Annotated in this window: 9 protein-coding genes; 6 read left to right on the top strand and 3 right to left on the bottom strand. The window is 62.4% G+C overall.

The window, feature by feature from the left end:
* Positions 1-13: 13 nt before the first annotated feature.
* Complete coding sequence (locus tag L0U82_RS22715) at positions 14-1,621, bottom strand: carboxyl transferase domain-containing protein (protein ID WP_233834697.1); 1,608 nt, start codon at positions 1,619-1,621, stop codon at positions 14-16.
* 61 nt (positions 1,622-1,682) lie between these two features.
* Positions 1,683-2,864, bottom strand: a complete 1,182-nt coding sequence (locus tag L0U82_RS22710; protein WP_233834695.1) for an isovaleryl-CoA dehydrogenase — start codon at positions 2,862-2,864, stop codon at positions 1,683-1,685.
* A gap of 241 nt (positions 2,865-3,105) precedes the next feature.
* On the opposite strand from L0U82_RS22710, the gene L0U82_RS22705 reads away from it, so the two are divergent.
* The 3 genes from L0U82_RS22705 (at position 3,106) to L0U82_RS22695 (ending at position 6,539) form a co-directional block, all read left to right on the top strand.
* Positions 3,106-3,909, top strand: a complete 804-nt coding sequence (locus tag L0U82_RS22705; protein WP_233834694.1) for a TetR/AcrR family transcriptional regulator — start codon at positions 3,106-3,108, stop codon at positions 3,907-3,909.
* Positions 3,910-4,292: 383 nt separating this feature from the next.
* Positions 4,293-5,084 (top strand): DUF72 domain-containing protein, encoded by a 792-nt coding sequence (locus L0U82_RS22700; protein ID WP_233837453.1) that lies wholly within the window; start codon positions 4,293-4,295, stop codon positions 5,082-5,084.
* 336 nt (positions 5,085-5,420) lie between these two features.
* Positions 5,421-6,539 carry a 3-deoxy-7-phosphoheptulonate synthase gene (locus L0U82_RS22695; RefSeq protein WP_326489752.1) on the top strand — a complete coding sequence of 373 codons (1,119 nt, stop codon included), beginning with the start codon at positions 5,421-5,423 and terminating at the stop codon, positions 6,537-6,539.
* Positions 6,540-6,847: 308 nt separating this feature from the next.
* On the opposite strand, the gene L0U82_RS22690 is transcribed toward L0U82_RS22695, so the two are convergent.
* Positions 6,848-7,126, bottom strand: coding sequence for an HU family DNA-binding protein (locus L0U82_RS22690; RefSeq protein ID WP_013092091.1), 279 nt, complete (start codon positions 7,124-7,126; stop codon positions 6,848-6,850).
* 350 nt (positions 7,127-7,476) lie between these two features.
* On the opposite strand from L0U82_RS22690, the gene L0U82_RS22685 reads away from it, so the two are divergent.
* The 3 genes from L0U82_RS22685 (at position 7,477) to L0U82_RS22675 (ending at position 12,723) form a co-directional block, all read left to right on the top strand.
* Positions 7,477-7,860 (top strand): hypothetical protein, encoded by a 384-nt coding sequence (locus tag L0U82_RS22685; RefSeq protein WP_233834692.1) that lies wholly within the window; start codon positions 7,477-7,479, stop codon positions 7,858-7,860.
* 238 nt (positions 7,861-8,098) lie between these two features.
* Positions 8,099-10,069, top strand: a complete 1,971-nt coding sequence (locus L0U82_RS22680) for a putative bifunctional diguanylate cyclase/phosphodiesterase (RefSeq protein WP_233834690.1) — start codon at positions 8,099-8,101, stop codon at positions 10,067-10,069.
* Positions 10,070-10,350: 281 nt separating this feature from the next.
* Positions 10,351-12,723 carry a type VI secretion system Vgr family protein gene (locus tag L0U82_RS22675; RefSeq protein ID WP_233834688.1) on the top strand — a complete coding sequence of 791 codons (2,373 nt, stop codon included), beginning with the start codon at positions 10,351-10,353 and terminating at the stop codon, positions 12,721-12,723.
* The last annotated feature ends 2 nt before the right edge of the window (positions 12,724-12,725 follow it).

Here is a 12,725-nt window from a genome sequence, read left to right as displayed (position 1 = left end):
TGCAACAAGCCGATCACATTCTGAACACGCCGAAGCGCGTATCTTCGATCGGCGCGTTCATGCTCGCCGACAGGCCGAGGCCGAGCACGTCGCGTGTTTGCGCCGGGTCGATCACGCCGTCGTCCCACAGACGCGCGCTCGCATAGTACGGATGTCCCTGATGTTCGTATTGCTCGCGAATCGGCTGCTTGAACGCCTCTTCTTCTTCCGGACTCCAGCTTCCGCCCTTCGCCTCGATGCCGTCGCGCTTGACCGTGGCCAGCACCGACGCGGCCTGCTCGCCGCCCATCACCGAGATGCGCGCGTTCGGCCACATCCACAGGAAACGCGGTGAATACGCACGCCCGCACATGCCGTAATTGCCGGCGCCGAACGAGCCGCCGATGATCACCGTGAACTTTGGCACCTTCGCAGTGGCCACCGCCGTAACCATCTTCGCGCCGTTGCGCGCGATGCCTTCGTTTTCGTACTTGCGGCCCACCATAAAGCCGGTGATGTTCTGCAGAAACACCAGCGGAATCTTGCGCTGGCAGCAAAGCTCGATAAAGTGCGTGCCCTTTAACGCCGACTCCGAAAACAGAATGCCGTTGTTCGCGATGATGCCAACCGGATGCCCCCAGATATGCGCAAAGCCGCACACGAGCGTGGTGCCGTAACGTGCCTTGAATTCGTCGAAGGCGGAATCGTCGACGATGCGCGCGATCACTTCGCGGATATCGAACGGCTTGCGCGTATCGACCGGAATCACGCCGTAGAGGCTGTGCGGGTCGTAGCGCGGCGGCTTCGGTTCCTGCAACACGAGCGGTGCCTGCTTCGCGCGATTCAGATTGCCGACGATGCTACGCGCGATACCGAGCGCATGCGCATCGTTCTGCGCGAGATGATCGACGACACCTGACAGCCGCGTATGCACGTCGCCGCCGCCGAGGTCTTCGGCGCTGACCACCTCGCCAGTTGCCGCCTTCACGAGCGGCGGGCCGCCGAGAAAAATCGTCCCCTGGTTCTTCACGATGATCGACTCGTCGCTCATCGCCGGCACATACGCGCCGCCCGCGGTACACGAGCCCATCACGACCGCGATCTGCGGAATGCCGGCCGCCGATAGATTCGCCTGGTTGTAGAAGATGCGGCCGAAGTGATCGCGATCGGGAAACACGTCGTCCTGATTCGGCAGATTCGCGCCGCCGGAGTCGACCAGATACACGCACGGCAAGCGGTTTTCGCTGGCGATTTCCTGCGCGCGCACATGCTTCTTCACGGTGACCGGATAGTAGGTGCCGCCTTTCACGGTCGCGTCGTTGCAGACGATCACGCATTCCTGCCCGGCGATCCTGCCGATACCGGTGATCACCCCGGCGCCCGGCGCGTCGTCGTTATACATGCCGTACGCGGCCAGTTGCGACAGCTCGAGAAACGGCGTGCCCGGATCGAGCAGTTGCGCGATGCGATCGCGCGGCAGCAGTTTGCCGCGGCTCGTGTGTTTGTCGCGCGCGGCCTGGCCACCGCCCTGCGCCAGTTGCTCGACCTTCGCGCGCAGATCCGCGACGAGCGCTTCGAGCGCCGCCGCGTTGGCGCGAAAATCATCCGAGCGCGGGTTCAGTTTCGATTCGATGATCGGCATGACGTGGGTTCTCCGGAAGTCCGGTTTTTTAAGAGCTTTTAGAGCTTTAGAAAAGCCCGCATCACAGCGTTTCGGCAAACAACTCACGGCCGATCAGCATCCGGCGAATCTCACTGGTACCCGCGCCGATTTCGTAGAGCTTCGCGTCGCGCCACAGACGTCCGACCGGATACTCGTTGATATAGCCATTGCCGCCGAGAATCTGGATCGCCTCGCCGGCCATCCACGTCGCCTTTTCGGCGGTATAGAGAATCACGCCGGCGCAGTCCTTGCGCACCTGGCGCACGTGCTCTTTGCCGAGCGTGTCGAGTTGACGGCCCACCGCGTACAGATACGCGCGGCACGCCTGCAACGTCGTATAAAGATCGGCGACCTTGCCCTGGATCAGCTGGAATTCGCCGATCGGCTGACCGAACTGTTTGCGGTCGTGGATATACGGCACGACCGAGTCCATCACCGCGACCATGATGCCGGTCGGGCCGCCCGCGAGCACCGCGCGTTCGTAGTCGAGGCCGCTCATCAGCACCTTCACGCCGCCGTTCAACTGGCCCAGGATGTTTTCTTCCGGCACTTCGACGTCCTGGAACACCAGCTCGCCGGTATGCGAGCCGCGCATGCCGAGCTTGTCGAGCTTCTGTGCAACCGAGAAACCCTTCATGCCCTTCTCGACGATAAACGCGGTAATGCCGCGCGATTGGGCTTCCGGATCGGTCTTTGCATAGACGACCAGCGTGTCGCAATCCGGGCCATTGGTGATCCACATCTTGGTGCCGTTCAGCACGTAGCGGTCGCCCTTCTTTTCGGCGCGCAGTTTCATGCTGACTACGTCCGAGCCCGCGTTCGGCTCGCTCATCGCGAGCGCGCCGACGTGTTCGCCGGACACGAGCTTCGGCAGATACTTCTGCTTCTGCTGCTCCGTGCCGTTGCGATGAATCTGGTTCACGCACAGATTCGAATGCGCGCCGTACGACAGTCCGACCGATGCCGACGCGCGCGAGATTTCCTCCATCGCGACCATGTGCGCGGTGTAGCCCATGTTCGCGCCGCCGTATTCCTCGGCGACGGTCATACCGAGCACGCCGAGATCGCCGAACTTTTTCCACAGATCCATCGGGAACTGGTCGGTATGGTCGATTTCGCCCGCGCGCGGCGCGATTTCTTTGGCGGCGAACGACGCAATGCTGTCGCGCAGCATTTCGATTTCTTCGCCGAGCGGGAATTGCAAACCGGGCAGGTTGAGCATTGCGGTGTCTCCAGGGTTCGGGGCGGCCAGCGGGCAATGGCGGCGGCGCGCGGATCATCGATCGTGTCAACGCGCATTTCACGCCAGATTGACGTATGCGTCAATAGGTATTTTTGAGTGTTACTCAGAAATTTGCCGACAGCCGCTCCAGACAGCGTATTCGGTGCTAGGATCGCGTTCATCGGGCATAGATAGACTCTGCCTCGCCTCCCCCTACGTCACAAATCTGACTTCGACTCATATGACGGTTGCCGTGAAAGCCGGATTGCCCGTATCGCGCCGCGAGCCGGCCGGGCGCAAGTCGCAACAGCGCGTGAAGGAAATTCTTCAGGCGGGCCGCGACGTGTTCTCCGAAAAGGGCTACGAGCGCGCCACGACCGCCGAAATCGCGCAGCGCCTCGGCATTTCGGAGGCCACCGTATTCAGCTACTTCCGCGGCAAGCGCGAGCTATGCGCGCGCGTGATCGGCGACTGGTACGACGAGATCATCGACGCGATCGAAGCGGGCCTACCGCGCGACGGCAGCGTGCGCCAGCAGTTCGCGTTCATCGTGCGCATGCATTTGCGGCTGATGCTCGTGAACGGCACCGATCTATGCGCGCTGGTGCTGTCCGAAGGCCGCGCTCGGCACCACGAATTGAGTGAAGCGCTGACTGAGTTGCAACGCCGCTATACCGCGCCGCTGATGCGGGTGCTCGCGCAAGGCCAGCAAAGCGGCGAGATTCGCGCCGATATGCCGCTGCGTCTGTTGCGCTCGATGGTGTTCGGGCCGATGGAGCACGTGCTGTGGGACGCGACGCTGGCGAACCGGCAGATCGATATCGATGCGACCGCCGATCAACTGATCGACGTGCTGTGGGTTGCGCTGACACCGCCCGCGCTCGACGTCAGCGCATTGCAGCGCTTCAGGGCGGAGGTGGCCGAGGCGAATCGGCGTTTCGAGCTGGCGGCCGGCGCGGCGGGTGTAGCTGGCAGTGCGAAGGCAGGCGGTGTGGTGAAGGCGAGCAGCGCGGCAAAGACCGCGCGGCGCGCGAAAAGCGGCTAATCTACGAGCTTCCCGCCGCAGCCCGAAGGAGAGCCCAAGTGCCCGCAGCGAAAAGCGCGAAGGAAAGCCGCAACAAAAGCGAAAACGCCAGCGAAAAGCAACGCCAACCGCAAGCCGACAAGCCAGCTCGAAAGACGGCCGCGAAGAAAGGCGGGACCGGTGTAAAAGCCGCGCCGGTGTCGAAGGCTGCGTCTGTGCCGAAGGCTGCACGCGCGCCAAAGGCTGCGCCTGCATCGAAAGCCACACCTGCACCAAAGCCTGCCATTCGACCTGAAAAACGCACTACCACTACCACCGCTACAGCCACCACCACCCAGCGCACAACCGAGGCGGCAACCCAAAACGTCCCGCAAACCAAGCCCCAATCCGCATCCACCACCCGCATCCGCGTCGGCATCGGCGGCTGGACTTTCGCGCCATGGCGCGGCCCGTTCTACCCCGCCGATCTGACGCAAAGCCGCGAACTCGAATACGCGAGCCGACAACTGACGTCGATCGAAGTCAACGGCACGTTCTACGGTTCGCAGAAGCCGTCGAGCTATCAGAAGTGGTATCAGGAAACGCCGGACGATTTCGTCTTTTCGCTGAAAGCGCCGCGTTATGCGACCAATCGACGGGTGCTCGCCGAAGCGGGCGAAACGATCGAACGCTTCTTCGCGAGCGGCGTGCTGCTGCTCAAACAGAAGCTCGGCGCGATCAACTGGCAGTTCGCGACCACCAAGAAATTCGATCCCGACGATTTCGAGGCCTTTCTGAAGCTGCTGCCGGCGAGCATCGAAGGACAGCCGCTGCGGCATGCGATCGAAGTCCGTCACGAGTCGTTCAAGACGCCGGAATTCATCGCGCTCGCGCGCAAATACCAGGTCGCGGTCGTGCTCGCGGCCGACAGCGACTATCCGCAGATCGCCGATATCACTGCGCCGTTCGTGTACGCGCGCATCATGGGCACGAGCGAAAAGGAAGCACACGGCTATTCGGCGAAAGCGCTCGACGCATGGGCCGAACGCGCGCACCAGCTTGCCGCCGGCACCACGCCCGACGATCTGGAAACCTGCGGCGAGCCGCTCGCGAAAACGACCGCTAAAGCAGCCGCGCGCGACGTCTATCTGTACGTGATCAGCGGCTTCAAGGAGCGCAATCCGGCCGCCGCGATGGCGCTGCTGCGCAAGCTCTGACACGTCACGCTGCGTACCGTCACGCGCGGGTGTCATAATCGCGCCAGCGCAGCCGTGCGCTGGCGTTCCGACTTCGCCTCAGCCTCGCTCCCGCTTGCCTGCCTGGGTCCCAGTTCATTGCCGGTTCGGGTAGAGCCCGGCGCGAGATGCCGCGCAAACGCGCAAAGTCCCGGGCGAGGTTCGCGCGCGAATCGTTTCCCGATCATCGCGCGCTCGATCTCGCCAAGCCACGCACGGCCCACGTCAAACCCACGCAGCGCCTGTGCGCCGGCTCGGACCGGCAACTGCCACGACCGGCTCGCGCTGCCGCCTTATCCATCGATTCCGGAGAATATCTTGAGCGCCCTCGACAATCCGCTGCACGATCAGGAAGTCGGCTCGGCCGACGCCACCCAGGACACTACACGCATCGACGACGTGCGGATCGGCGCGGTCCGTCCGCTGATCTCGCCCGCGCTGCTGCAGGACGAACTGCCCGTGCCGCCCACGGTGCAAACGCTGGTCGAGAAGACCCGCGTCGAAATCGCCGACGTGCTGCACGGCCGCGACGACCGTCTCGTGCTGATCACGGGCCCCTGCTCGATCCACGACCACGACCAGGCGATCGAATACGCACGCAAGCTGAAAGCCGCCGCCGATCACTACAAGGACGATCTGCTGATCGTGATGCGCGTGTACTTCGAGAAGCCGCGCACGACCGTCGGCTGGAAAGGCTATATCAACGATCCGCGCCTCGACGGCAGCTTCCGCATCAACGAAGGGCTGCGTCTCGCGCGGCAACTGCTGCTCGACATCAACGGTCTGGGGCTGCCCGTCGCGACCGAATTCCTCGATCTGTTGAGCCCGCAATACATCGCCGACCTGGTCGCGTGGGGCGCGATCGGCGCGCGCACGACCGAGAGCCAGAGTCATCGTCAGCTCGCGTCGGGTCTGAGCTGCCCGATCGGTTTCAAGAACGGCACCGACGGCGGCGTGCAGATCGCGGCGGACGCGATCGTCGCGGCGCGCGCGAGTCACGCGTTCATGGGCATGACGAAAATGGGCATGGCCGCGATCTTCGAAACGCGCGGCAACGATGACGCTCACGTGATTCTGCGCGGCGGCAAGCGAGGCTCGAACTACGATGCCGCGTCGGTGCAAGCCACCTGCGAATCGCTGCGTTCAGCGGGTCTGCGTGAACAGGTGATGATCGATTGCTCGCATGCGAACTCGAACAAGTCGCACTTGCGGCAGATCGAAGTGGCGGAGGATATCGCGCGGCAATTGTCCGATGGCGATCGCCGCATCATCGGTGTGATGCTCGAAAGTCATCTGGAAGAGGGCCGTCAGGATCTGAAGGAAGGCGTGCCGTTGCGTTACGGCGTATCGATTACCGATGCGTGTGTGAGCTGGGCGCAAACGGAGCCGGTGCTCGCCACGCTCGCCGATGCCGCGCGCAAGCGTCGCGCAAGCTGACAGAGATGGCAAGGGCGCCGCGCAAGGCGGCGTCCAAGGTGTCCGGTCCTGCCTGACTATCTCCCCTGACTACAGAGCCCGCTGAAGCCCCAGGCAGGCAGCCAGATGGAAAGCCAACCGAGGCCAACCGAAGCCAACTGAATACCCGGCTAAAGAGCCAGGCACACGCGCCGCGCCAGCCGTCTGGCGGGACCGCCAGGGTCTGGTCGCGCAGCGCGTGATGCTTCTCGCCCGATCGATCGTCTGTTGCGCGCGTTGCAGCAGGCTGCGCAGCGCACCGTCGATACCGCGGCGTGAAGCGCGTTGCATTACGACGCGTTGACGGCTTCCTTGAACGCCTTGCCCGCGGTGAACTTCACCGTCTTGGCGGCAGCGATCTGGATTTCCTCGCCGGTCGACGGATTGCGGCCCACGCGTGCAGCGCGCGCGCCGGTCGAGAAAGAACCGAAACCGACCAGTTGCACCGTATCGCCGCTCACCACTGCCTTGGTCACCGCTTCGACGATCGCGTCGATGGTCTGGCCGGTGGCCGCTTTGCTTTCGCCCGTCGCTGCGGCGACTGCGTCAATCAGTTCCTGTTTGTTCATAGCACTTCCCGTATGGTAATCATGGAACCGGCGCCACTCTATGGCGCCGGGACCGACACGTTAACGCATAGGCGTGCTTTCGCGCAAACCCCTTGGTGTAAGGCTTGTATCACCGGCCCAGAGCCAATTTGACGATTTTGCGCGGCAAAGTGCCATAAGAATCGCGGGCTTATCCGCGCGTACCGTTTTGCACGCGCCGCCCGCGCATCACAATCCGTTGCAATTTCAGTGCTTTAGCGCACTGCGAGCGAATGCGGCAGGTGTTCCGGCAGCGCGGCGCGGCACACGATGAAGCGGCACGGCACTTGCATAACCGGGTGCAAGTTAACTTTCCGCAAGAAACAAAAAAAGTGAAAAATCGCCTGATTGCAACATGCGTATTGCTCGCCGCGCTCTGTCCGGCGCTCGCCACGGCCGCTGACGAAAGCTGCGCGACACTCGTCGGCGCCGGTCATTCCGAGTCGCCGCAAGGGTTCCAGTTACGCGACGGCGAACCGGTCGACTTCGTCAGCGCCACCAAAACGGTTCACGGCAAACTGCTCGTTTTCAGCAACGGCGACATGTTCCGCGTGTACTGGCAGCCCGACGATCGCCCCCAGAAATACGTACTCGCGAATGCGGATACCAATGCGGTGCGACTGGTCGAATCCGCGCCACAGGGCAGCCCCGCGCCCAACGGCGGCCCCGGCGTCACGATGCCGCCGCAACACGTACTGTCCTGCCCCGCGCTTTGAAAAACATCACGTTGTGCAGTGCGTTTTTCGCATCACGCTCCACGCCCTGCGCTCTAAGGTTCACATCAGATCCGGCAGAAACGACTGATTCTCACTCTCTCGAGCTCAACACCAGGTAGCACTTACCGAACCTCCCCCTATTCGTCATCGCTCGCTCACCCGCCGACACGCTCAAGATAAATTCAGACGCGCCGTTATCAATAGATGCGCTTGGTACGGAAACAGGGATGACATGGCGATGGTTCGACTAGCCAGATTGAAAGAAGCGCTCTCGGTCACGCAAAGCGACCCGGGACTCGTGCGCGCGCAATTGCAGGCATTCAGCCGGCAAGTGCCGCTTCTTTATTTCATTCTGCTGGTCAACACCGCGGCGGTTGCGATCACGCATGTGGGCAGCGCGCCGCTGTGGTTATCGGTGTATATCCCCGCGGCGCTCGGCGCGCTGTGTTTGATGCGCTGCTGGCACTGGTGGCGGGTTCGTCATCGCGTGTTGACGCGCGAACAGGCGATGCCCGAATTGCGCAAGCTCACGTGGCTCGTCGGACTATTCGGCGTCGCGTTCAGTAGCTGGTCGTTGCTGCTGCTTCCGTACGGCAGCGCGTTCGAACAAACGCAGGTCGCGTTTTATATGGGCACGACGCTGGTCGGCTGCGTGTTCTGCCTGATCCATCTGCGCGTGCCCTCGCTGCTGCTGATCGGCATCGTCACCGCGAGTCTTTCGGTGTTTCTCGTGTTCACCGGGCGCCCGGTGTTCATCGCAATCGCCGTCGATATGACGCTCGTCGGCGTCGCGCTTGCGCTCGTGATCCAGCTGTATTGCCGGACCTTCGCCGACGCCGTTCATGCGCAGCACGAATTACAGGCGAGTCAGCACAACACGCAACGCCTGAGCGACGACAACCACCGGCTCGCGAACCTCGACAGTTTGACCGGCCTGCCGAACCGCCGCAGTTTCTTCGCATCGCTGCGCGCGCTGGCCGAGCATACGCTCGCCGACGGCGGCGGCTTCAACGTTGGCGTGATCGATCTGGACGGCTTCAAGCAGGTCAACGATATCTACGGACACGCGAGCGGCGATCTCGTGCTGCAGGAAGTCGGCACGCGGCTGCTGTCGCTCGGCGAAACGGGCGTCACGTTCGCGCGTCTCGGCGGCGATGAATTCGGCGTGGTGGTGCAGCACCGCTTGTCGAACGAAGCGCTCGTCGCACTGGGGCAGCGCATCTGCGATGCGCTCAGTCAATCGTATCTGGTCGCGGATAACGTCGCGGATCTGTCGGGCACGATCGGCTGGGCCGCGTTTCCCGAAGCAGGCGCGACGGTCGCGCAGGTCTTCGAGCGCGCGGACGCCGCGCTCTACGTCGGCAAGGAAAATCGCCGCGGCAGACCGGTGATCTTTTCGGCCGAACACGAAACGCGCATGCGACGCCTGAGCCTCGTCACGCAGGAGCTGCGCCATGCCGATCTCGAGACGGAACTGTTTCTCGAGTTCCAGCCGATCTACGATCTGCTCACGCGTCGCCCGATCGGACTCGAAGCGCTCGGCCGCTGGCATAACGCGCGGCTCGGCATGGTCAGACCGGAAGAGTTCATCCGTATTGCTGAGCGTACCGAACTGATTCTGAGTATCACCGACGAACTGCTGCGCCAGGCGCTCGCGGAAGTCGCGCATTGGCCTTCGCAACCGTATCTGTCGTTCAATCTGTCCGCGGTCGATATCTCGACTTCGGCGCGCGCGCGCCGCTTGATCGACATCGTCGCGGCGAGCGGCGTAGTGCCGTATCGCGTCACGTTCGAGATCACCGAGACCGCGTTGACGCGTGATTTCGCGCAGGCGCACAGCGCGATCACGATGCTCAAGCAGGCCGGCTGCCGCGTGTCGCTCGACGATTTCGGCACCGGCTATTCGAGCCTCAGCTACGTGCACCGCCTGCCGTTCGACGCGATCAAAATCGACCGTAGCTTCGTGACCGATGTCGACACGAATAGCGCATCGAAGAAGATCGTCAAGTCGGTGATCGACCTGTGCCGCAACCTCGGCCTCGAATGCGTGGTGGAAGGACTCGAAACGCCGGCGCAGGCCGCGGTCGTGAAAGCGCTCGGCGCACGCGCGGTGCAGGGGTATCTGTTCAGCCTGCCGATGAGCGCGAGCTCGGTGGGCACTTATCTGTGGACCGAGCTGGCGCAGGCGCATACGGAGACGCAGGCGTAGGCGTAGGCACACGTCGCGCTGCATGCATGTGAGCTTCCGCCGAAGTTTCTTTTTCCGGCGAGCCATGCTCGCATACCACGTTATTCAATCTCAAAAAATCGATTCGGTCATCTTGTAACGCTTGTTCACACATCCGTTGGCAATTGCAGACGCGGATCGTGACCTGCATTGACGTTTCTCCCTCCTCAATTCCTAATTCGATACTTCGCAATCCGCGATTCGGAGAATGACCTCCGATTCCCGCGGTTTCGCCTCATTGCTTTCAACGAATCGGAATGCATATGAATGCTGTGACAAAGCGTTTCACGGATGCCCTACGCCATCCAGGCGCACGCCTGACCCAGCATCTTCGAATCTGGATCGGTACGCTCGATGTCGGCCTCGACGTGCTCGATTTCAAAATTCACGCGGGCTTCTGCGATGACTACACGGTCGACGTAACGGTTACGTCGACACAACTGGATATCGACGGCAAGCTCTGCGTTGGGCGGCGGGCGGGACTCCAGATCGATGAACTGGCCGCGGTCCCTTCAGTGAATTACGTCGATCCTGTCAACCATGAGGCGGCTACCTTCAATGGGATTGTCACGCGCTGGAAACGCATCCGCACGAGCCGCGACGAAGCTGCCTACCGGCTGCGTATCGAGCCGCGCTTCGCGGCGCTCCTCAAGCGCGTGCACAAGTCCGAAACGTTCAGGGACAGGACGTTTCAGGAAATCGTCACCGAGCTGGTCGTCGACCGCAAAAACTTCGATGCCTTCGATATCGAGTTCAATCTCGAAGGCGCGCAGGAAAGGCTCGAACAGGTCGTCATGTACGAGGAGTCGGTGTGGGCATTTATTGCCCGGCACGCGAAGCGCAAAGGTATCTTCTGGTTCTACAAGCAGGGACGCGGCCAGGCAGGCAAGCTCGACACGATCGTATTCGCGGATAATCCGCGCGCCTATATCCGCTCGCTCGAACTTCCGCTGATGCCGGATTCAGGTCTGACAGGTAACTGGCACGAAGCGGTACTCGAGGTCAACAGTCAACGCACGCTGGTCGCCGCCGCCGTCGAGCTGTGGGAGCGCAACTACCGTACGCCCGATGACCCGCTACGGGCGACGGCGAACATCTCCAGCGAAGCTGACGACCGCTCGGTATTCGGAACGATCAGTCGCAGCGCGGAGTTCCATCTGACGCTTGAACAGGGCGAAACACTGGCGCAGGTACGGCGCGACGAACAGGTCGCGCGGCAGGTCACGCTATCCGGTACGACCAATGCCTTAGGCGTGACGCCGGGCATCGTCATGAAGCTGACCAACACGAAGCTCGCGAGCGCCGAATATGGCCTCGTGGTCACTTCGATGAAGATGAAAGGCAGCCGCACGAAGCCCGCCTATACGAAGTTCAAGGCGATGCCCGCGCACCTCGCCTATCGTCCGGAATTCATTTACGAGCGGGACTGGAGATTCCTGGGCGGCCCCGTCGTCGGCGTGGTGACGACGTTTGATGCCGCACCTTATGCGTGTCTCGACGAATACGGACGCTACCCCGTCCTCCCGAAGTTCCTCCAGGGCTCGGCGAGCGCCGAAAAGCAGGTGCTCTATCTGCGCCTGCTGCGTCCGTCGTCGTCCTATCAGGGCGGCTTTCACTCGCCACTGCTTCCGAGCACCGAGGTTCTGCTCGAAGCGGCCCACAACGATGTCGACCGTCTCCATATATCCGGCGCCCTTCACGACTATTCGCACCCTGACGTCGTCCATGGCGCGCAGGCGATGTTTAGCTACGCGATATGGCGCTCGCCGCTGCGCGGCGCGGAGATCGTCTTCAACGATCTGCAGAAAAAGGAAAGCGCGCGCATCGCGACCGTGTATAGCCAGTCGGCGATCAATCTCGGTTATCTGCTCAACAGCAAAAAACTGCAACGCGGTGAAGGGTTCGAAATTTCCACACAGGCGTGGGGCACGATGCGCGCGCCTAAAGGGCTATTCCTTTCGGCGGACGCGGCAGCCGGCGCTGACACGCCGCATCTTGAGATGGCTGCCGCCGTCGCGCAACTCAAGACGGCATTGCAGCGTGTAACGGAATTGGCAGCGGCGACGAAGCAGGCCGCCGCCGAACCAGCCGATCGCGCTACGCAAGCGGCGCTGCTCGATGGGCTCAACGGGCTTCGAGATGCGGGGCTACTTGCCAGTGCTCCCGGCGGCATGGCGTTCGTGACGCCGAAGTCGGCGCAGCACTCGGCGGGCGAGAACGTGATCGCGACCGCGGGGAAAGACATGGACGTGAGCGTGGCGAAGCGTTTGCGCATGGTGGCGGGCGAGCTCATCTCGCTGTGCGCACACAAGCTTGGCATCAGCCTCACCGCAGCGAAGGGGAAGGTTTCGGTTGCAGCGCTGACGGACGGCATGGACCTGTTTGCGCAGAAGCAGTTACGCGTCGCGAGCGAAAGCGCGGACGTGCAGGTCGCAGCGAAGTCGAAAATCACACTCAACAGTGGCGGTGCTTCGCTTGTGATCGAGAACGGCAACATGACATTTCACTGTCCTGGCGCGTTCACCATCAAGGCCGGTTCATTCACCTTTGTCGGCCCCGACAATGTGCCCGCCGTCCTGCCCGTCCTGCCGAAAAGCGATCTGACGCTCAACGAGCGGTACTCCCATACGAACTGACA

Source organism: Paraburkholderia sp. ZP32-5, assembly GCF_021390495.1.
Classification (GTDB): domain Bacteria; phylum Pseudomonadota; class Gammaproteobacteria; order Burkholderiales; family Burkholderiaceae; genus Paraburkholderia.
This window is presented reverse-complemented; position numbering and strand designations above follow the sequence as displayed.